The organism is Micromonospora sp. NPDC023966, assembly GCF_040639095.1.
Taxonomy (GTDB): Bacteria; Actinomycetota; Actinomycetes; order Mycobacteriales; family Micromonosporaceae; genus Micromonospora.
In genome coordinates this window covers 119,225-138,452 of record NZ_JBEZZJ010000016.1, presented here as the reverse complement: position 1 = coordinate 138,452, position 19,228 = coordinate 119,225, and the positions used below count along the sequence as shown (strand labels likewise).

Here is a 19,228-nt window from a genome sequence, read left to right as displayed (position 1 = left end):
GACGGCCCGTCAGGCGGGGACGTAGACCAGGTCCATGGTGTCGGTGCGTCCGGACCAGCGGAGGTCGAGGTGCCAGCAGCCGGCCTGCGGCAGGTCGACGATCGACGGGCCGGGGCCGCCGGCGACCTCCCGGGTCGCCCGGCTCGTGGTGCCGTCCAGGGTCGCGGTGATGACGAGGGTGGCCGGCGCGGCCGGGTCGGGCGACGGCGTCGCCGCCGGCCGGGCAACCCAGAGGATCTTGTTGCTGGGGCCCTCCGTCCGGCCGACCGCCAGCGGGTGGCCGAACAGCACGGCGACGATCTCGCCCTTCGCACCGAACACATGCGGCATGCGGGTGTCCCCGGTGAACCCGGCGTCCGCCCAGTCGGGCAGCCTGCCGGCCTCGACCCGGGTCGCACAGCCGGTCGGTGCGCTCGCGGGGGTGGCCGGCGCGGCCGACCGGCCCGCGGTGGTGCAGCCCGACAGCAGGACCACCGACCCCAGCAGGAGCCTGCCCCATGAACTCATCTCGCACCTCCGGACCGCGGTCGGCGCCGGTCGGCACCCCTGTCCTGTCGACACCGGTCGGGCAGCGCGGGTTCCTCTCGTAGCGGATGACCGCGGTCGCGCGGGCCGGCCCACGCCTAGTCCAGCGACGCGGCGATCGCGACCGCCTCGTCTCGGGTCAGCTCGCCTTCCAGCCGGTAGCTGACGCCGGCGGCCTCCCAGATCAGCGTGGCCGCGGCGAGCCGGGCGGTCTCCACCCGTACCGTGCCGGCGCGGTCGACGTAGGCAAGCTCGTGCGGGCCGCCGATCCACACGGCGAAGTCGCCGCGGACGCTGACCCATTCCACGCCCGGCCCGCTGATCTGCTTGTGGAAGACCGGGTCGAGGCGACCGTCGAAGGCGTCGAGGCGCAGCGCGCCACCGCGGTAGAGCAGCGTCACCGCCCGGTACGTGCCGGTGTCGTCCGGGTCGGCGACCAGCACCTGCTCCGGAGCTCCCAGCTCGGCCGGCACGCGGATCGGGAAGCGCAGGTGCCGCTGCGCCTCGTCGGCGGAGGCCGGCCGCTGCGCCGGCAACGGCGACGGTGTGCCGGTGGGCGGCATCGGCGCCGGCGTGGTGTCGATGATGATCCCCGAGAAGCGCAGCAGTCCCGACACGGCGTCGGCGATGGCGGCCCGCCCCGGCGGCAGCAGGGCGACGAGCAGAGCGGCCAGCGCCGCGGCGAGCGCGTAACGCCAGCGGCGTCGCCGGTGTGCCGGCGTGGCCAGCCGGGCGCGCATCCGGGCGGTCACGTCGGGGACCTCGGGTGTCTCCAGCCAGGTGGCGAGGTCCCGCAGCTCGCGTTCGAGGTCATCCACGGCGCACCTCCTCGCGGTCGAGCAGGTTGCGCAGCTTGGCCAGGGCCCGGTACGTCCGTGACTTCACCGTGCCCCTGGGCCAGCCGAGCGTCGTCACGGTCTCCTCCTCGGTCAGGTCGAGAAGGAACCGGCACACGATCACCTCACGGTCCTTCACCGGCAGCTGACGCAGCGCCGCCACCAGCGCGGCCCGGCGCTCCGCGGCGAGGACCCCGCCGACCGCGGCGTCCTCGCCGACCTCCGACCCGAGGTCCGCCGCCGTGGCCCGCAGGACGAGCCCGTTCCGCCGGTTCCGGGACCGGTGCAGGTTGCGGGTCTCGTTGGCGACGATCGCGAGCAGCCACGACCGGAAGGACGACTCGCCGCGGTAGCGGGACAGGTTGCGGAACCCCTTCACGAACGCCTCCTGGATGACGTCCTCCGCGTCCGACCCGGCGCCGAGCAGCACCGCCGTCCTATACGCGGACGCGGTGTGCCGGGCGACCAGGAGTTCGTACCCCTCCAGGTCACCGGTGCCAGCGCGGCGGACAAGCTCGTCGTCGTCCAGTGGAGACCTCCGCTTCGATCACCCTCATGACACCGGCCGCGCCGCGCGGGTTCCACCTTCGCCGCACGGAACTTCGACGGCTTCGAGGGTGTCACCCGGGCATGACCGTCACCATCTCGCGTCGCAGCATCCTGACCCTGCTCGCCGGTGCCGGCGCCGCCGCGCTGGCCGGCTGCGAGCCCGTCCGGCGCCAGGGCTCGGAACCGGTTCTCACCGTTCCCGATCCATTGCTCGTCCAGGTCACCGAAGGGCTGGGCCTCCTGCGGGGCACCGACCGGCGAACGATCCCGCGCGCCGTGGCCAGCGCGGACGGGATGTGGTTGTTCGCGACCGCCCCCGACGGCCCCGACACCGCCTGCCGGCGGATCGACACGGCGACCGGCCGCGCCTCCGCCAAGGCCCTGCTGCCCGGGCGGTGGATACCACAGGCCGTCTCGGGCGACGGTACGGCGGTCGCGCTCACCACGACCGGGGTGACGGTGACCGGCCGCCCACCGGGGCGGGAGGTGACGCCGGTGCTGGTCGCCGACCTCAGTGGGGTGCGCCACCGGCTGAACCTGGCGGGCAACCTCGTCCCGGAGGCGTTCACCGCGGACCGCACCGGGCTGTTCGTCCTGGAGTGGCTCCCGGCGACCGCGCCGGACCGCTACCGCGTCCGGGTCGTCGACCTCGCCACCGGCGTGCCCGGTCCGCTGTCCACTCGCGACAAGCAGCCGGTTCCGCCCGGCGCCGAGGAGGAGATGCGCGGCGACGGGCGCCAGGCGGTGCTCGCCCCGGACCGCACCGTCCTCTACACGCTCTACACCCATCAACCCGGCCACCAGCACACCCGTGACCTGGTCAGCGGCCGGCCCGGCAACGCCCACGCGTTCGTCCACACCCTGAACCTGCGGGAGCGGTGGGCGTACTGCATCGACCTGCCGCACCCGTACGGCGAGGCGGCCGCAGCCGGCCACGCCATGGCGATCACCCCCGACGGAGGTCGGCTCCTCGTCGCCGACGTCTCGTCGGGCACCGTCGCCGACATTTCGACCGAGGAACTGACGGTACGCCGGACGGTTCCGCAGACCCGTGGCACGGGCATCGCACACGCCGCCGCCGGCAACGACCGCCTCTACCTCGCCGCCGGTACGACGGTCCGGGCGCTGAATCTCACCCGCCTGTCCGACTCATTGGACTGGCAGGTACGCGAGCCGGTCACCGGCCTCGTGCCCGGCCGGGACGGAAGCCGTCTCTACGTGGGCCAGCGCGACGCGGTGAGCTGGCACGATCCCGTCACCGGCCGGGAACTCGGCCGCGTCCCGGTCCCCGGCCTCGTCGGCCTGCGCGGCCTGGCCGGATCCGCCTGACCCATCGTGACCCAGTTCGTCACACCCATCAGGCAGGGTGGCTGGCTGTACCGACCAGGGCCGGTGCAAGCATCGGCCTCGCAAGCCTGGAGGGAACCGTGGCGGTCACCGCCGATGATCTCGACGCAGCACTGTCCAGCGTTGTCGCCACCCTACGACCGGCTACCGACCTGGACTGGTCCAAGCGGGCAGGCAACCTCGACTGGGACTGCTGGCACGCCGCCGAGCACGTCGGCGATTGCCTGATGTCGTTCGCGGGCCAACTCGTGGCCCGACCGGAGAAGCGGTACGTGCGCTTCATGGCAATCGCCGACAAGGACGCCTCCCCGGAACAGGTGCTGGAGTTCGCCGAGGCGGGTGGCCGCATTCTGGCAGCCACGGTACGCACGTCAGGACCGGATGTGCGGGCCTACCACCCCACCGGGGCAGCCGATCCGGAGGGCTTCGCCGCAATGGGGTGCGTGGAGACGTTGCTGCACGGCGAGGATATCGCGCAGGGCCTCGGTCTCGCCATCGATCCACCACGCGACGTGTGTGCCCGGGTACTCGCTCGACTGTTTCCGGAAACGGCGCCCGGACTGGCGGCGGTGGACCCGTGGGCAGCGCTGCGGTGGTCCACCGGCCGGATCGAGCTGACAGGACGTCCGCAGCTGAAGGAATGGCGCTGGCAGGGTGCTCCACTGGGCGAATGACCCGCCTGTAGCCTCGGCCCCGATGACCTGGCTGCCTGAGGACTTCGTCCACCCCGTGTACGTGCCCGTGCCCAACACCGCGCTTCACCTGCGGCCGATCCGGGAGGCGGACACCGCGCTCGACTACCCCGCCGTGATGGGCTCCCGAGAGCGCTTGTGGGAGATCTTCGGGCCGGCCTGGGCTTGGCCCAGGGAAACGATGACCTATGAAGAGGACCGCATCGACCTGCTGCGGCACGAGAAGGAGATAGCCGCCCACCAGTCGTTCAACTACGCGCTGCTCGACGAGGAGGAGACGGCGATCTTCGGCTGCGTCTACATCGACCCGCCCGAGCGCGCCGGCTCCGACGGAGAAATCTCCTGGTGGGTGGTGGACGACCTCGTAGGCGGCGAGGTGGAGCGCGCGCTCGACGCGCTGGTGCCGCAGTGGATCGCCGCCGACTGGCCCTTCCAGCAGCCCCGGTATCTGGGCCGCGACATCACCTGGCAGGACTGGCTCGCGCTGCCGCGCGCCTAGCGCGCACGCGCGACTCTCGCCCGCCAAGTTCGGCGAGTGCCAGCTCGCCGGCGGACGTCAGTGATCGGAGGTTCGTCGATGAGCGAGTTCAGGTTCGAGCAAGACCTGGTGCATGCGCTGTTGCGCGAGCAGCACCCGGACCTCGCCGACCTCGAACTGCGCGATGTCGCCGGCGGCTGGGACAACCAGCAGTGGCGCCTCGGGCCGGAGCTGGCGGTGCGCATGCCGCGCACCGCACGTGCCCCGATCCTGCTGCGCACCGAACAGAAGTGGCTGCCCTTCCTGGCCGAGCGCCTGCCGCTACCGACGCCCGTTCCGATGCGCACCGGCGAACCCTCGGAGCTGTTCGAGCACACCTGGACGATCGCACGCTGGGTCGAGGGCGAGCCGGCCGATCACACCCCGATCACCAGTGCTGACTCGGCCAAGACCCTCGCAGGGTTCCTCAGGGCCCTGCACCAGCCGGCGCCCGCAGACGCCCCGGCCAACCCGACGCGTGGCATCCCGCTGGCCGGGATGCGCGACGATCTCGACGGCTGGTTCGAGGTTCTGGCAGGCGACGCGAACGCCGGCGCCGCGCGGGAGATGTTGGAGAAGGCTGTCGCGGCGCCCGCCTGGCAGGGCACGCCGCTCTGGCTCCACGGCGACCTGCACCCCGCGAACGTGGTCGTCCAGGACGGGACGCTCTCCGGAGTGATCGATTTCGGCGAGCTGTGCGCAGGCGATCCAGCGACCGACCTCGCAGCCGCCTGGGTGCTGTTGCCCGCCGGCACGGCGAAGCGGTTCTTCGATGCCTACGAGCGTGCGGACGAGGCCACCATCGCGCGGGCTCGCGGCTGGGCCGTCATGCGCGCCCTGGCCCTGATCAGCATCGGTCGCAACGGCAGGCTCGGACTACCTGGAGGCAAGCCCACCTGGGAGCCGGCAGGCTACGCCACACTCGAACGCGTCCTGGCCGCCTGAGCGCACGGACTCCTCACGAGAACGGTGCAAGGCTGGGGACCCGAGGGCGGGCTCGCGCCCGGCCATCGCGGAACAGTATGGCCACCATGACATCGGAGTCGAACACGTCGAACGAGGCGGTCACGCTGCCCGGTGCGAGGCTCAGCAGCTTCGCCAGGTTCTCGGTCTCGGCGTAGCTTCCGTCCTCCTGCGACGGCACCACCGCCCACCGATCCGCGGCGACCGGGATGATCACGGCCGCCTGCTGCGTGGCGGAAATCGCCGCGCGGACGTCGACGAGATCGTCTAGCCGGACCTGCCACCCAAGTGCCGAGACTGAGCTGTCGCGCAGGTCCTGAGACTCGACATCGCCGGCGAGACGGCCGACCTGATGGCGCACGTCGGGTGCCGCCTCCCGGGCCTGGTGGCGGCTCGCTGAGTTGATTCCCCCACGCCCGCCGCCTCCCATCGTTATTAAAAATCTCAAGGTTAGCGTCTGTACTTCTTCATAAAATCAAGCTAGAAATGAACCAGGGCAAGTTGAGGAAGCAGGGGGCCGACGTGGACTGGCAGGAACTGACGGATCTCACCCAGGGGCAGCCGTTCGCGGTCGAGCGGGTCCGCCTCGCGGGCAACGGCGTGGTGATCGAGGGCCAGTTCGAGCCGCCGCAGCTGGCCCAGCTCAGCGTGAGCGACCAGGTCTTCGTGGCGGCGTTCGTCCGCGCGCACGGTTCGATCAAGGAGATGGAGCGGATCTTCGGGGTGAGCTACCCGACGATCAAGGCCCGGTTGAACCGGATCGCCGAGCAGCTCGACTTCGCGGAGCATCTCGACGTCGCCGACACCGACCCGGCGCCCGCCGGCGCCGACGTCGTCGACCGCCTCCAGCGCGGGGAGATCACCGTCCAGGAGGCGCTGGCCGAGCTGGAGCGGTCCCGGTGATCCCGCAGCTGGTGACCGTCCGCTACCGCCGTCTCGACGGCAGCTGGCTGCGCCTGTACGTACCCGTCCTGCCCGTCCTGCTGCTGCTGTCACCGCTGCTGGTGCTCGCCGTTCTGGCCGGGCTGGTCGCCTGCCACCTCACCCGGATCAGCCCGGTGGGCGCGCTGCGCGGCACCGGGCGCCTGCTGTGGGCGCTGCCCGGCACCCGCATCGACATCGATGACGGCCCGACCGCCATGTAGATCCACGTCAGATGAGTCAACGCGAGAGGAAGCAACCCGTGAACGAGCAGCGCCGCCAGATCCTCGAGATGCTGGCCCAGGGCAAGATCACCGCCGATGAGGCCGAGCGGCTCATCGACGCCCTCCAACGAGAACAACCCGAGCCCTCACCGACAGGTGGGACCCGCCCGAAACCGCGGCACAGGTACCTGCGCGTGCTGGTGAGCTCGGAGGACAACGCCGGCGGCGACGGGCCGAGCCGGGTCAACGTCCGGATCCCGCTGCAGTTGCTGCGCGCCGGGGTCAAGCTCACCAGCCTGATCCCTCCGCAGGCGCTCACCAAGGCCAACGCCCAGCTGGCGAAGTCCGGGGTGCCGATCGACCTCACCCAGCTCAAGCCGCAGCAGCTCGAGGAGCTCATCGAGCAGCTCGACGACCTCACTGTCGACGTCGACGACCCCGGCGCCAAGGTGCAGGTGTTCTGTGAGTGACACCGTGGCGATCCGCGTGGACGGACTGCAGAAGTCATATCAGCAGCTGCAGGTGCTCAAGGGCGTGGACTTCAAGGTGGCGCGGGGCAGCATCTTCGCGCTGCTCGGCTCCAACGGCGCCGGCAAGACCACCATTGTGCGGATCCTCGCCACCCTGCTCAAGCCCGACGGCGGCAGGGCCACCGTCAACGGGTTCGACGTGATGTCGCAGCCGGCGCAGGTACGCGAGTCGATCAGCCTGACCGGACAGTTCGCCGCGGTCGACGAGATCCTCACCGGCCGGGAGAACCTGGTCATGATCGCCAAGTTGCGGAAGGTCGCCGACCCCCGCCGCGTCGCCGACGACCTGCTCACGCGGTTCGGTCTGGCCGACGCGGCCGGACGCCGGGTGGCAGCCTACTCCGGCGGCATGCGCCGGCGCCTCGACATCGCCATGAGCCTGATCGGCGACCCGCCGGTCATCTTCCTCGACGAGCCCACCACCGGACTCGACCCGGAGGCCCGCATCGAGGTGTGGCAGGTGATCCAGAACCTCGCGCACAGCGGCACCACGGTCCTGCTCACCACCCAGCACCTGGAGGAGGCCGAGAATCTCGCCGACCGGATCGCGATCCTGCACGACGGCACGATCATCGTCTCCGGCACCCTGGCCGACCTCAGGGAACTGCTCCCACCCGCCCAGGTGGAGTACGTGGAACGCCAGCCCACCCTGGAGGAGATCTTCCTCGCCACCATCGGAAGCAAGCAGGTGCAGCGATGACCGCACATGCGCTCAGCGACACCAGGGTGATGCTCGGTCGCTCCGTACGCCATGTGACCCGCAGCGTCGACACCATCATCACGGTCACGATCATGCCGATCGCGTTCCTGCTGCTGTTCCGCTACGTCTTCGGTGGCGCCATCCAGGCCGGCACCGACAACTACGTCAACTACCTGATGCCCGGCATCCTGCTCATCGCCATCGCGAGCGGCATCTCGTACACCGCCTACCGCCTCTTCAGCGACCTGCAGCGCGGCATCTTCGAACGGTTCCACTCGATGCCGATCGCTCGCTCCTCCGTACTGTGGGGACACGTGCTGACCTCGCTGGTGTCCAACGCCATCTCCGTGGTCGTCATCATGCTGGCCGGGCTGATCATCGGATTCCGCTCATCGGCAGGAGTGCTCGCCTGGCTCGGCGTGGCCGGCATTCTCGCCTTGTTCACGCTCGCGCTGACCTGGGTTGCGCTGATCGCCGGACTTTCCGCATCCTCCGCCGACGGCGCGTCCGCCTTCTCCTACCCGATCGTCTTCCTGCCGTTCGTCAGCTCGGCGTTCGTCCCCACCGACACCATGCCGGGACCGGTGCGGGCCTTCGCCGAGAACCAGCCGGTCACCTCGATCGTCAACACCATCCGGGCCCTGCTCGACCAGCAACCGGCCGGCAACGACATCTGGACCGCCCTCGCCTGGTGCGCCGGCATCCTGGTCCTCGCCTACGCCTTCGCCATGCTCGCGTACCGGCGGAAGATCGCCTGAACACCGGGGTGACCGGCCGCCGCTTGCGGCCGGTCACCAGCCACGGTGAGGTGGTGCCACCTCGGCCGCGACGTCGGGCCTTCGCGGCCGACGAGGATGTCACTGCCGGACAGTAGGGTCCACGCCGTGAACGACACCGCCAGGACCCGGCAGACTGCGCACGACTACGTCGATCGTCTGGAACGCCGCGACTGGCCCGGGTTGGCCGGCCTGCTCACCGACGATGTGATTTACGAGATGCCGCAGACTCGGGAGCGCATTCGCGGCAAGGACGCAATCCTGCAATTCAACGTCGAGTATCCCGGTGATTGGCATTTGCGGGTGCGCCGGGTGGTGGCGGACGGCCGGATGGCCGCCCTGTGGCTCGACGTCCGGGTCGGCGTGGAGCAGCAGGATGCGTGTGTCTGGCTCGAGGTATCCGAGCGTGGACTGGTCAGCCGGATCGTCGACTATTGGCCCGAACCGTACGATCCGCCGCAGGGCCGCGAGCACCTCGTGGAGCGGTGGTGATCACCGTCCTCCAACCGAAGCCAAGGGCGCATGTCGGCTGACCGCGCGACAGGGTGCGCCCATCGCCGTAGGCGGCAGGCACTCACATCGGTTTCTTGTTTCCTTGCGGTAGGACCGCGACTCCGCCGGGCTCCGGTCCAGCGCGCGTCTCGGGCGCCGGCTCACTCTGACTTCGCGAGAAGAATTTCAGTCCGCAGCGGACGACAACCAGGGACTGCTCCCACTTTAACGTATATCGCAGTGGGGGGCTTGCGGCAAGACCCGGGTCTTGCCGCAGAATCGTCGGCCGGACGCGAAACGGACGAAGAATCGGGGCACGACGTGCGTGTGTGGTTGTCGACCCACCCAATCAGTGGGGTGCGATGGAGGACGGTTTCCTCGGAGGTGCCGCGATGATCGAGCAGTATGTGTTGGGTCTCCACGAGGTCGACGAGACGCAGGTCGCGATCGTTGGCGGCAAGGGCGCGCACCTGGGGGCGTTGTCGCGGATCGACGGCATCCGCGTGCCGGCCGGCTTCTGCGTGACGACGGACGCCTTCCGGCGGGTCATGGCCGAAGCTCCGTCGATCGACGAACGGCTCGATCAGCTGTCGCGCCTGAACGCGGACGACCGGGAGGCGATCCGCACGCTCAGCGCGGAGATCCGCCGGACCATCGAAGGGATCGTCCTTCCCGACGATGTGGCGGCGGCGATCACCCGGGCTCACGCCCAACTCGCCGAGGGAACTGCCTACGCCGTCCGATCCAGCGCGACGGCAGAGGACCTGCCGACGGCCTCCTTCGCGGGCCAGCAGGACACGTACCTGAACGTCATGGGGCCGGCCGCGATCCTCCAGCACGTCAGCCGGTGCTGGGCCTCGCTCTTCACCGAGCGGGCCGTGACCTACCGCCAGCGGAACGGCATCGACCACCGCGCGGTCCACATGGCCGTTGTCGTGCAGAAGATGGTCTTCCCGCAGGCGGCCGGCGTCCTGTTCACGGCCGACCCCGTCACGTCCAACCGGAAGGTCGCCTCCGTGGAGGCCGGCTTCGGCCTCGGCGAGGCTCTGGTTTCCGGGCTGATGAACGCGGACGCCTACAAGGTGCGGGACGGTGAGATCATCGACAAGGCGATCGCCACCAAGCGGCTTGCCGTCCACGCCCTGCCCGGCGGCGGGACGAGGGAACAGGCGATCGACTCGGAGCGGCAGGAGCAGCCGGCGCTGACCGATGCGCAGGTCGTGCGGCTGGTGCAGCTGGGCCGGCGGATCGAAGCCCACTTCGGCCATCCCCAGGACATCGAATGGTGCCTGGTCGACGACGACTTCCAGATCGTCCAGAGCCGGCCGATCACGACGCTGTTCCCCATCCCCGAGACCGCCGACGGGGAGAACCACGTCTACCTCTCCGTCGGTCATCAGCAGATGATGACCGACGCCATGAAGCCCTTGGGGCTCTCCTTCTGGCAGATGACGACCCCCGCGCCCATGGCCGTGGCCGGCGGCCGCCTGTTCGTCGACGTCACCCGAAGGTTGGCCTCGCCGACGAGCCGCGCCGGCCTCCTGGAACTCATGGGGAGATCCGATCCGCTGACCACGGACGCGGTGCAGACCGTCCTCGAGCGCGACGGCTTCATCCGGCCGCTCCCTGACGAGGGTCCCCCCGGGCCACTGTTCGGCGGCGCGCCGGCCCCGATCGAGACCGATCCGGCCATCGTCACCGAGCTGATCGGGCGCAGCGAGGCATCCATCGCCGCCGCGGAACGCGACATCCGGACGAAGTCCGGAGAGGCGCTGATCGCCTTCATCCAGGCGGACATGCAGGAGCTGAGGCGGATCCTGTTCGATCCGCAGAGCCACCAGGTGTTCATGTCGGCGATGGAGGCCACGTGGTGGCTCAACGAGCAACTGGAGGCGTGGCTGGGCGAGAAGAACGCGGCGGACACGCTCACGCAGTCCGTGCCCCACAACGTCACGTCAGAGATGGGGCTGGCGCTGCTCGACGTCGCCGACGTGATCCGCCCGTATCCGGACGTCGTAGCGTTTCTGGAGCACGTCGAGGACGAGGGCTTCCCGGACGAGCTGCCCAAGCTCCCGGGCGGGCGGGAGGCGCGAGACGCCATCGAGGCATGGCTCGACAGGTACGGCATGCGCTGCGTCGGCGAGATCGACATCACGAGGCCGCGTTGGCGTGAACGCCCCTCCACGCTCCTGCCCGCCCTCCTCGGCAACATCAAAAACTTCGAGCCGGGAGCCGGCGAGCGGCGCTTCGAGCAAGGGCGGCAGGAGGCGTGGAAGAAGGAGCAGGAGCTGCTGGAGCGCCTGCGGGCCCTGCCCGACGGGGAGCACAAGGCCGATGAGACGAAGCGGATGATCGACCGGGTCCGGACCTTTATCGGCTACCGGGAGTATCCGAAGTACGGCATGATCAGCCGCTACTTCGTCTACAAGCAGGCCTTGTTGGCAGAGGCCGAGCGCCTCGTGCAGGCCCACGTGCTTCGCGAGAAGGAAGACATCTTCTACCTCACGTTCGACGAGCTTCACCACGTCGTGCGCACGAACCGCGTGGATGACCAGCTCATCGGCCGACGCAAGGACGCGTTCAGGTCGTATCAAGCGCTCACGCCGCCCCGGGTGCTCACGTCGGATGGCGAGGGCATCGCCGGCGCGTACCGACGCGGCGATCTGCCGGCCGGCGCGCTGGTCGGCCTACCGGTCTCCGCCGGGACCGTCGAAGGGCGGGCCCGCGTCATCCTGGACATGGCCGAGGCCGATCTCGAACCAGGCGACATACTCGTCACCGCCTACACCGACCCGAGCTGGTCACCCCTGTTCGTCGCGATCGGGGGGCTGGTGACGGAGGTGGGCGGCCTCATGACCCACGGGGCGGTGATCGCCCGGGAGTACGGCCTGCCCGCCGTCGTCGGTGTGGAGCAGGCGACCAAGCTGATTCGGGATGGGCAGCGGATCCGCCTGCACGGAACCGAGGGCTACGTCGAGATCCTCCCTTGACTGACCACCGACAGCGAAGCTGGTCGTAGCTTCCGGCCCAGCACCACGCCGAGCAGGGTCCACCGAGCTCCAGGCCGCCCAGTGGGCGCACCTGCCGCCAGATGGTGCGAGGCCGCGTGCGGCAGGTCGGAGGGCTGATCGACGGAGGCGCAGTCCGGGGCGGCAGCGGCAGGCAGCCGCCCCGGACTCGGCGGTGGTTCAGGCGATCCGTATCCGATGTGGTTCCCCAGGTCGCCCTCAGCCTGCGCCACGACTCCAACGGCTTCACCAAGTTCGAGCGGCTGGCCGGCCGCGAAGGACAACCGGGAGTCACTCGAGGTGCGAGGATTTGCCGAATGAAGCGGAGATCTCTGATTCTCGGCGCGGCGGCCGGCGTCGCGGCTCCCGTCATCGCCTCCGGTGCGACGCCCGCCGCGGCAGGGACGACCGACGCCACCACCGACAAGCCCCGGCCGCGCAACTACTCGCCGAGCAACAAGGCCAGCAACCTCACGACCCTGCCGACGACCACCCGGCAGGTCATCGTCGTGACCGCGGCCAGCTACCGCACCAGTTACGCCACCCTGGAGACGTTCACGAAGGTCGACGGCCGCTGGACCCCGGTGTCCGCGGCGCTGCCGGCACGGATCGGATCCCAGTTCTTCAGCGACCATCACGTCGAGGGCATCCCGACCACGCCGACGGGCGTCTACTCCATCGGCCCGACGATGTACGGCATCGCGGCGAATCCGGGCGTGCGGTACCCCTACCACCGGCTTGTGGTGGACGACTGGTGGAACGAGAACCCGAACTCGTCCGCCTACAACACCTTCCAGCACACGTCCACCAATCCCGGTGGGCTCAGCGAGGCGCTGTGGAAGGAGAAACCCGCCTACACGCACTTCGCCGTGATCACCTACAACATGCCGCCGAACGTGGCGAAGCCGGTGCCGAACGCGGGCAGCGGGATCTTCCTGCACGAGTTCAGCACGACTCCGTCCGGTCCCACCGCCGGCTGCATCAGCCTGTCGCACACTGACCTGGTCAACGTACTCCGGTGGCTCGACCCCGCGGCCCAGCCGCGCATCGTGATGTGCCCGCTGGAAAGCCTCGGCCGCTACTGACCCGGCACCCACCGCGGATCGGAAAAGTGCCTCGCCATCATCGCGCAGCCCTTCCCTCGCCGGTCGCCCAGCGGTCGAACCATCCGCAGACGCTCACGAAGCAGAGCAGGACAGGATGAAGTCCACGGAGCCGGATCATTCGCCGAGGAGCGCGCCGCCTCGCGGAGTACGCACGTAGGCCGGCGGCCCGGTCAGCCGCCGAGTGGAACCTGTCCGGTGGTGCGGCGGGCCGTGCTGAACCGACGTTGGTAGGCGGCGGGGCTGATCGACAGCTTCCTGGCGAAAACCCGTCGCATGCTTTCGTAACTGGGAAACCCGGCGAGGGTCGCGGCCTGCGTCGCGGTGTGTCCCTGGTCGAGCAGTGCCCTGGCCAGGTCGAATCGGATGGTTTCCACGTAGCGGGCCGGTGTCGTGGACAGCTCGTCGTGGAAGAGCCGGGTGAGTTGCCGCGTGCTCACGTTGAGGTGTTTCGCGAGTTCACCGAGCGAGTGGTCCCCGCGGGGATTCGCCGTCACCAAATCGGTGATCTTGCGGAGCGCCGGCGAGCGCGGCGGCGGTCCCTGTAGCGGTGCCGAGAATTGCGACTGGCCGCCCGCACGCTGCATGTACACCACCAGGGCGCGGGCGACATCGCGCGCCAGGTCGGCCCCGTGGTCCTCTTCGACGAGGGCGAGCGCCAGGTCGATGCCGGCCGTCACCCCCGCCGACGTGTACGTGGTGCCATCGCGAACATAGATCGCGTCGGGCTCGACGCGGCACGTCGGACAACGGGCGGCGAGTTCGTGTGTGACCTGCCAGTGCGTGGTCGCGCGCTTGCCGTCGAGGAGGCCGGCGGCGGCGAGGACGAACGCCCCGGTGCAGATCGACGCGACCCGGCCGGCCACAGCCGCCGGTATCCGCGCAGCGTCCGCCAGGTGGTCGGGGACACGGGCGCGCGGATAGAGGTCGGACCCGGCCACCAGTAACGTGTCGAAAGCCGACTCCGAAGAGACGGCGCCGTCGACCGCAACCCGGACCCCGAGGTTCGACATGACGTCCGCGCCGGTGGGCGACAGCAGCACGATCCGGTAGTCGGCACCGAACCGGTTCGCCGCTTTGAACACCTCCGCGGGACCGGCGACGTCCAGCAACGTCACTCCGTCGTAGACGAGGATCGCGACGCAGTGGGGGCCGCCGTTCACCACTCCGGTCCCTCCGGAGCCGGATCCGCGCGGTGACCAGCCAGTCCGCGGCGGCACCGACTGCCGTCGGATCGGCGATGCAGGAGGCATGGACACCGTCCATTGGTAGCACACCGTTACCGGCGATCACGGCGGTCCCGGGCGGGCCTGCTCAACCGGCAGCAGCCATGGGCGTCGTCCGCATCGACTGCGACGATCGGGCTATAAATTGCATTCGTGCCGACAAAAGGGCGTCCTGATCGACGATCTCCCAGCCGATCATGCTGCTTCGTTAGGGAGCTTACGACGGGCCCCTGACAATTCGGTTGCACTGCCTTACCCGGATGCGCGGAGCCGATTTCTTCAATAGAAGCCAGAGCCGCAGCAAAGGCTAGATAACTGAATCGTCATGCCGCTGCCCATGTCCGGTTGGCTCCAACGCGCTGAACCCGACACTGGGCATCGCCGGGACCGAACCGTGACGGACGACGCGGAGTCGCAGGCCACGCGCGGGACTCGGGCTGCGATTTCGCCCTGTCCGAATCTAAGTGGTTCCTGGCTCGAGGAAGGCGGCGCCGCACCCCGATCGATGGGCACCATGGATCTCGGACACACCGTCCACATCCACAGCCCGACGCACTTCCCGGAGAGTCAGAGAATCATGCCAGAGGTAATCGCGGGATTGGAGATTCCTGAGACGGCGGCGGTCGCTGAAGCGACCAGGCTTGTCCAGGAGACGACCAACCCCCTCATCTACCACCACTCCCGGCGGGTCTATTTCTTCAGTCTGATTCACGCGCACAGGCTCGGCGTGAAGCCGGATCCGGAGCTGATCTACGTCGCGGCCATGTTCCACGACCTCGGCCTCCTGACTCCCTTCTCCGATGTCGAGCAGCGCTTCGAAGTCGATGGCGCCGACCACGCGCGCAAGTTCCTCCTGGACCGGGGTTTCTCGACGGCCGCCGCCGAAACCGTCTGGACGGCGATCGCGCTGCACACCACGCCGGGCATCCCCGACCGGATGGCCCCGGAAATCGCGACCACCTACCTCGGCGTCCTGACCGACGTGCTCGGCCTCGGCCTGGACGGACTGGAACCCGATCAGCTGGCCGAGATCCTCGCCGTCCACCCACGAGGGGACTTCAAGAACGAGTTTCTGCGAGCCCAATTCGACGGGTTCAAGAACCGCCCCGACACCACCAACGGCACCGTGAACTCCGACATACTCGAGCACTTCATCCCCGGCTTCCAACGCGTCACGACGGTCGAGCGCATCGTGGGCTCACCCTGGCCGAGCTGACCGGACATCACACCGGGCCGTCCGGCGCACGCCACGAGTCGCGACCTGGTGGCGTGCGCCCGGCCCTCGGATTCGCAGGACTGGCAGCGGCCTGACGCTCACCTCCATGATCGTCTTCCTCATCGGTTCGGTCGTCGCTGGGGTTCACGCCCACAGGTTCACCAGCGCACTGACGACGGGCGATGCGCGACCTCGCGGCCGGCACCACGAGCGCCAGGAGCGGACCCCGCGCGCTAAGCCCCCAACCGCCCCAAACCGACGAACGTTCTTGAGAAGATTCGAGCATGCGAGCGATTACCGTGCGCGACCGTGACGCAGGCGTCGGTGGCCTCACCCTGACCGACATGCCTTACCCCCACGCTGCGGAGAACGACGTCATCGTGCGCGTGCACGCCGCGGGCTTCACCCCTGGAGAGCTCGACTGGCCGGCAACGTGGTCTGATCGCGCCGGCCGCGACCGGACGCCCAGCATCCCCGGGCACGAGCTGTCCGGCGTCGTGGTCGAGCTCGGCTATGGAACCACCGGCCTCAGCGTGGGCCAGCCCGTGTTCGGACTGACCGACTGGGCCCGCAACGGATCCCTGGCCGAATTCACCGCGGTGGAGGCTCGCAACCTTGCCCCCCTCGCGGCCGACATCGACCACGTCGTGGCCGCCGCGCTGCCCATCTCCGGGCTGACCGCGTGGCAGGGCCTGTTCGACCATGCCCACCTCACGACCGGCCAGACCGTCCTCATTCACGGCGCCGCGGGCGGCGTCGGCTCGATCGCCGTCCAACTCGCGCGGGAGGTGGGCGCCCGCGTGATCGGCACCGGCCGAGCCGACGACCGTGATGTCGCGCTCGGCCTCGGCGCGCAGACCTTCCTCGACCTGGACGCCGAGGACTTGCGGCACGTCGGCGAGGTGGACGTGGTGTTCGACGTCATCGGTGGCGACATCCTCGAGCGATCGACCGAACTGGTACGCCCGGGTGGCACCCTCGTCACCATCGCGACGCCACCTAGCAGGCAGCCGAAGGACGGGCGAGCCATCTTCTTCGTCGTCGAACCTGATCGCGCCCGGCTGACCGACCTCGCCCAGCGCCTCCGGACCGGACGGCTCGAGCCCATCGTCGGCGCCGTGCGACCGCTTTCCGAAACGGCTTCCGCGTTCACCCGCCACCGCCGCACGCCCGGCAAGACGATCATTCAGGTCGCGGACGAGCAGGGAACGCAGCACTCGTGACCAGTGTGCGGGCCGCTCTACTGCCCCGCACGACGTTCCGATGAGGCAACGTGCCCGGTGGCAGCCGCCCTCCACCGACCGACGGTCGGGGCTGACCGATGCCGGGGCGCGTTCCGCTGCTGCGCACGGATGAATGATCTACGCTCAGCACCAGCTGCCACGGCCGAAGGCAGCCGCGACTACGTGCCCAACCGACAAGCTCGCCACCCTCGGCAACCGGGTCGGGACGGGGGCCGCCGCTCAGCCGCCCGTCAATCCGCCTGGGGTGCGCCCGTCCGCGCCACACGACCGTCGAAAGATGCGCTCATGTCCAGCACCAGCATCCCCGCCCCGATCCAGACGTTCATCGACGCCACCAACCGCGCCGACTCCGAGGCCTTCGTCGCGGCGTTCACCGACGACGCGTACCTCAACGACTGGGGCCGTGAGTTCCACGGCCGCGACGGCGTGCGCTCCTGGGACCGCACCGACAACATCGGGGTGCAGTCGCACTTCGAGCTCGTCGGGATCGAGGCCGGCACCGAGCCCGACAGCTACGTCGCCACCCTCAAGGTCTCGGGCAACGGCTTCAACGGCACCGGCCCGATGACCTTCCGCCTCCGCGACGGCCTCATCGCGAGCCTGCGCATCAGCTGAGGCCCGTGCCGGCCGCCGCGGGAGGCTCCACGTCGGTGTCTACGAGCTGACCGGTCGCCGAGGCGACCGGGATCACCCGAGCGGTCAGGCTCGCGCCGCCAGTCGCCCGGCGGCCGACAGCCGCCGGATCGCCTCTCGATGCGGAACGGCGTGACTGGTACGACCGCCCGCACCGGTGGTGGTGACGGCGGCGAACAGCGAGTTGAGCAGCCCTTCCTCGACCGCGTCCATCACGGCCGCGAAGAGCGGGTTGATTTCCCCGTCGGGGATGGGTGGCTGGTCCGGTTGTGCCTTGCTGAACGCGATCGCGTAGTCGCCGCTGGTGTTGCTGTACGACGCGCCGACCCGGCCCATCGCGAACACCGCCCGCCGGGCGAGCCGTCCGAGCTGCCGGGCGTCCAGCGGCGCGTCGGTGGCCACCACGATCATGCACGAGTTGCCGGGTGGTTCGGTTCGGTCGGCATCCGGGATCAGCTCGTCGGCCGGCAGCGGGACACCGAGGGCGGTCAGCACCCCGCCGAAGTTGGACTGCACGAGGGCCCCGACCGTCACCGCGCGGTCGGCCACCCGCACCGTCCTGGACGAGGTGCCGATGCCCGCCTTGAAGCCCAGGGCCGTGGTGCCGGTGCCGGCCCCCACGCAGCCCTCCGCCGGTAGTTCGCCGGACGCCCGGGTGACGGCGGCGAGCACGTGTTCTTCGGTGATCGGGCGGCGGCGGATGTCCGACAGGTGACCGTCGTTGGTCTCGCCCACCAGCGGGTTGAACGACAGGCCGTCCGGCCTCCGGTCCATCAGGTACCCGAGCAGCGCGTCCGCAGCCCGGAACACGGACAGCGTGGCGGTCAGGACGACCGGCGACTCCAGGACGCCGAGTTCGTCCACCTGGGTCGAGCCGACGAGCTTCCCGTGACCGTTGCCGGTGTACACGGCGGCCGGCAGGGTCCAACGGCCGGGGCCGAGCTGGGTCGGTACGACTGCGGTGACACCGGTGTGCAGGTCGGCGCCGTCGTCGATGGTGGTGTGCCCGACCAGGATCCCGGCGACGTCGGTGATCGCGTTGTGCCGCCCGGTTGGCAGGGGTCCGACGACGATCCCGAGGTCACGGGCGCGGCGGCTGACCTGATTCATGATGCTCCTGTCGTCGTTGGCTCGACGCCGGCAACAGCCCTGCGGTCGCCCGGCGGATTCGTGCAGAGATCCGGCGAGGCCGGGCTGCCGGCACCACGCCGAATGGTCTACACCCATCAGCACTGAGATCACGTGTGGGGGGGGCGTGCGCCTAGCCGGATGAAGGTCATCGGCATCCGGCCGGTGCCCGCATGCTTGAGGCGGAGTGGCGGCTGGCCCTGGCAGCGCGGCCGCCGTCCGCAAGGGGGCGACATTCGAGGCGGTCGAGGGCCTCGCGAATGCCCGGTGCTACTCCTTCCGGTTCACCGACGGCCGCTACCTGCGGCACTCCTCGTGGCGGCTGCGGCTGAACCGGAACGAGCGCACGGCCCTCTTCCGCGGCGACGCCACCTTCTGCCCCCGGCCCGGCACCAGGGAGGGCACGGTCGAGCTCGAGTCGGCCAACTATCCCGGCTGGTTCCTGCGGCACCGCGGCGACCAACTGTGGGTCGACCAGTCCGATCGCACCGACCGGTTCCGCGCCGACAGCGCCTTTCGGGTACGTGCGCCGCTCGCCGGCTGAGCGCCGCTACGCGCGTACCCGCAAGGGTGCATGCCGGACGGGGCGGCGCGTCCG

The 19,228-nt window shown here is 69.8% G+C and carries 22 protein-coding genes; 16 read left to right on the top strand and 6 right to left on the bottom strand.

Translation table 11 applies throughout. The features are described 5' to 3' along the window. Window positions 1-9 precede the first annotated feature (9 nt). From AB0F68_RS21375 to AB0F68_RS21365, 3 genes are all read right to left on the bottom strand, one after another. The gene (locus AB0F68_RS21375; protein WP_357341086.1) at window positions 10-507 is read right to left on the bottom strand and encodes a hypothetical protein; all 498 of its coding nucleotides are present in this window, start codon (window positions 505-507) and stop codon (window positions 10-12) included. Between the two features lie 116 nt (window positions 508-623). Continuing rightward, on the bottom strand, window positions 624-1,343 hold the full coding sequence (locus tag AB0F68_RS21370; protein WP_357341084.1) for a hypothetical protein: 720 nt from the start codon (window positions 1,341-1,343) through the stop codon (window positions 624-626). After that, window positions 1,336-1,791, bottom strand: coding sequence for an RNA polymerase sigma factor (locus AB0F68_RS21365; RefSeq protein ID WP_357341081.1), 456 nt, complete (start codon window positions 1,789-1,791; stop codon window positions 1,336-1,338). The genes AB0F68_RS21370 and AB0F68_RS21365 overlap by 8 nt, the downstream gene beginning before the upstream one ends. A gap of 200 nt (window positions 1,792-1,991) precedes the next feature. Here AB0F68_RS21365 and AB0F68_RS21360 point away from each other — a divergent pair, with 200 nt between their 5' ends. The 4 genes from AB0F68_RS21360 to AB0F68_RS21345 all read left to right on the top strand — a co-directional run bounded on the left by AB0F68_RS21360 (window position 1,992) and on the right by AB0F68_RS21345 (window position 5,411). Beyond that, the gene (locus AB0F68_RS21360; protein WP_357341079.1) at window positions 1,992-3,239 is read left to right on the top strand and encodes a hypothetical protein; all 1,248 of its coding nucleotides are present in this window, start codon (window positions 1,992-1,994) and stop codon (window positions 3,237-3,239) included. 98 nt (window positions 3,240-3,337) lie between these two features. Further along, entirely contained in the window at window positions 3,338-3,931 is a 594-nt protein-coding gene (locus tag AB0F68_RS21355) for a hypothetical protein (protein ID WP_357341077.1), read from the top strand. A gap of 22 nt (window positions 3,932-3,953) precedes the next feature. Further along, the gene (locus AB0F68_RS21350) at window positions 3,954-4,448 is read left to right on the top strand and encodes an N-acetyltransferase (RefSeq protein WP_357341075.1); all 495 of its coding nucleotides are present in this window, start codon (window positions 3,954-3,956) and stop codon (window positions 4,446-4,448) included. 78 nt (window positions 4,449-4,526) lie between these two features. Further along, complete coding sequence (locus tag AB0F68_RS21345) at window positions 4,527-5,411, top strand: aminoglycoside phosphotransferase family protein (protein WP_357341065.1); 885 nt, start codon at window positions 4,527-4,529, stop codon at window positions 5,409-5,411. Window positions 5,412-5,424: 13 nt separating this feature from the next. Here AB0F68_RS21345 and AB0F68_RS21340 read toward each other — a convergent pair whose 3' ends face one another. Continuing rightward, a complete protein-coding gene (locus AB0F68_RS21340; protein ID WP_357341063.1) occupies window positions 5,425-5,790 on the bottom strand; it encodes a hypothetical protein in 366 nt (121 codons plus the stop codon). Window positions 5,791-5,915: 125 nt separating this feature from the next. Here AB0F68_RS21340 and AB0F68_RS21335 point away from each other — a divergent pair, with 125 nt between their 5' ends. The 8 genes from AB0F68_RS21335 to AB0F68_RS21300 all read left to right on the top strand — a co-directional run bounded on the left by AB0F68_RS21335 (window position 5,916) and on the right by AB0F68_RS21300 (window position 13,165). Further along, entirely contained in the window at window positions 5,916-6,332 is a 417-nt protein-coding gene (locus tag AB0F68_RS21335; protein ID WP_357341061.1) for a DUF2089 domain-containing protein, read from the top strand. Further along, the gene (locus AB0F68_RS21330; protein WP_357341058.1) at window positions 6,329-6,574 is read left to right on the top strand and encodes a hypothetical protein; all 246 of its coding nucleotides are present in this window, start codon (window positions 6,329-6,331) and stop codon (window positions 6,572-6,574) included. Before AB0F68_RS21335 ends, AB0F68_RS21330 begins: the two co-directional genes overlap by 4 nt. A 38-nt stretch (window positions 6,575-6,612) precedes the next feature. After that, a complete protein-coding gene (locus tag AB0F68_RS21325) occupies window positions 6,613-7,044 on the top strand; it encodes a hypothetical protein (protein ID WP_357341056.1) in 432 nt (143 codons plus the stop codon). Next, on the top strand, window positions 7,037-7,804 hold the full coding sequence (locus tag AB0F68_RS21320) for an ATP-binding cassette domain-containing protein (protein ID WP_357341054.1): 768 nt from the start codon (window positions 7,037-7,039) through the stop codon (window positions 7,802-7,804). Before AB0F68_RS21325 ends, AB0F68_RS21320 begins: the two co-directional genes overlap by 8 nt. Continuing rightward, window positions 7,801-8,562, top strand: coding sequence for an ABC transporter permease (locus AB0F68_RS21315; protein ID WP_357341051.1), 762 nt, complete (start codon window positions 7,801-7,803; stop codon window positions 8,560-8,562). Before AB0F68_RS21320 ends, AB0F68_RS21315 begins: the two co-directional genes overlap by 4 nt. 96 nt (window positions 8,563-8,658) lie before the next feature. Next, window positions 8,659-9,072 carry a nuclear transport factor 2 family protein gene (locus tag AB0F68_RS21310; protein ID WP_357341049.1) on the top strand — a complete coding sequence of 138 codons (414 nt, stop codon included), beginning with the start codon at window positions 8,659-8,661 and terminating at the stop codon, window positions 9,070-9,072. A gap of 392 nt (window positions 9,073-9,464) precedes the next feature. Beyond that, entirely contained in the window at window positions 9,465-12,062 is a 2,598-nt protein-coding gene (rph, locus tag AB0F68_RS21305; RefSeq protein ID WP_357341048.1) for a rifamycin-inactivating phosphotransferase, read from the top strand. Window positions 12,063-12,397: 335 nt separating this feature from the next. Then, window positions 12,398-13,165, top strand: coding sequence for a L,D-transpeptidase family protein (locus AB0F68_RS21300; RefSeq protein WP_357341047.1), 768 nt, complete (start codon window positions 12,398-12,400; stop codon window positions 13,163-13,165). Between the two features lie 191 nt (window positions 13,166-13,356). Here AB0F68_RS21300 and AB0F68_RS21295 read toward each other — a convergent pair whose 3' ends face one another. Continuing rightward, on the bottom strand, window positions 13,357-14,346 hold the full coding sequence (locus AB0F68_RS21295; RefSeq protein ID WP_357341045.1) for a GlxA family transcriptional regulator: 990 nt from the start codon (window positions 14,344-14,346) through the stop codon (window positions 13,357-13,359). A gap of 457 nt (window positions 14,347-14,803) precedes the next feature. Here AB0F68_RS21295 and AB0F68_RS21290 point away from each other — a divergent pair, with 457 nt between their 5' ends. The 3 genes from AB0F68_RS21290 to AB0F68_RS21280 all read left to right on the top strand — a co-directional run bounded on the left by AB0F68_RS21290 (window position 14,804) and on the right by AB0F68_RS21280 (window position 17,484). Then, complete coding sequence (locus AB0F68_RS21290) at window positions 14,804-15,625, top strand: HD domain-containing protein (protein WP_357341043.1); 822 nt, start codon at window positions 14,804-14,806, stop codon at window positions 15,623-15,625. 284 nt (window positions 15,626-15,909) lie between these two features. Further along, a complete protein-coding gene (locus AB0F68_RS21285) occupies window positions 15,910-16,848 on the top strand; it encodes an NADP-dependent oxidoreductase (protein WP_357341041.1) in 939 nt (312 codons plus the stop codon). Window positions 16,849-17,154: 306 nt separating this feature from the next. Continuing rightward, window positions 17,155-17,484 carry a nuclear transport factor 2 family protein gene (locus AB0F68_RS21280; RefSeq protein ID WP_357341030.1) on the top strand — a complete coding sequence of 110 codons (330 nt, stop codon included), beginning with the start codon at window positions 17,155-17,157 and terminating at the stop codon, window positions 17,482-17,484. Between the two features lie 84 nt (window positions 17,485-17,568). On the opposite strand, the gene AB0F68_RS21275 is transcribed toward AB0F68_RS21280, so the two are convergent. Beyond that, window positions 17,569-18,612, bottom strand: a complete 1,044-nt coding sequence (locus AB0F68_RS21275; RefSeq protein ID WP_357341027.1) for a P1 family peptidase — start codon at window positions 18,610-18,612, stop codon at window positions 17,569-17,571. Between the two features lie 205 nt (window positions 18,613-18,817). Here AB0F68_RS21275 and AB0F68_RS21270 point away from each other — a divergent pair, with 205 nt between their 5' ends. After that, window positions 18,818-19,174: an AbfB domain-containing protein gene (locus AB0F68_RS21270; RefSeq protein WP_357341023.1), complete on the top strand. Its 357-nt coding sequence runs from the start codon at window positions 18,818-18,820 to the stop codon at window positions 19,172-19,174. Window positions 19,175-19,228 lie beyond the last annotated feature (54 nt).

Coding starts and splice junctions, on each gene's coding strand:
- AB0F68_RS21375 (WP_357341086.1), bottom strand. CDS start 507: ATGAGTTCATGGGGCAGGCTCCTGCTGGGGTCGGTGGTCCTGCTGTCG.
- AB0F68_RS21360 (WP_357341079.1), top strand. CDS start 1,992: ATGACCGTCACCATCTCGCGTCGCAGCATCCTGACCCTGCTCGCCGGT.
- AB0F68_RS21350 (WP_357341075.1), top strand. CDS start 3,954: ATGACCTGGCTGCCTGAGGACTTCGTCCACCCCGTGTACGTGCCCGTG.
- AB0F68_RS21345 (WP_357341065.1), top strand. CDS start 4,527: ATGAGCGAGTTCAGGTTCGAGCAAGACCTGGTGCATGCGCTGTTGCGC.
- AB0F68_RS21335 (WP_357341061.1), top strand. CDS start 5,916: ATGAACCAGGGCAAGTTGAGGAAGCAGGGGGCCGACGTGGACTGGCAG.
- AB0F68_RS21315 (WP_357341051.1), top strand. CDS start 7,801: ATGACCGCACATGCGCTCAGCGACACCAGGGTGATGCTCGGTCGCTCC.
- AB0F68_RS21310 (WP_357341049.1), top strand. CDS start 8,659: ATGTCACTGCCGGACAGTAGGGTCCACGCCGTGAACGACACCGCCAGG.
- rph (WP_357341048.1), top strand. CDS start 9,465: ATGATCGAGCAGTATGTGTTGGGTCTCCACGAGGTCGACGAGACGCAG.
- AB0F68_RS21300 (WP_357341047.1), top strand. CDS start 12,398: ATGAAGCGGAGATCTCTGATTCTCGGCGCGGCGGCCGGCGTCGCGGCT.
- AB0F68_RS21285 (WP_357341041.1), top strand. CDS start 15,910: ATGCGAGCGATTACCGTGCGCGACCGTGACGCAGGCGTCGGTGGCCTC.
- AB0F68_RS21280 (WP_357341030.1), top strand. CDS start 17,155: ATGTCCAGCACCAGCATCCCCGCCCCGATCCAGACGTTCATCGACGCC.
- AB0F68_RS21275 (WP_357341027.1), bottom strand. CDS start 18,612: ATGAATCAGGTCAGCCGCCGCGCCCGTGACCTCGGGATCGTCGTCGGA.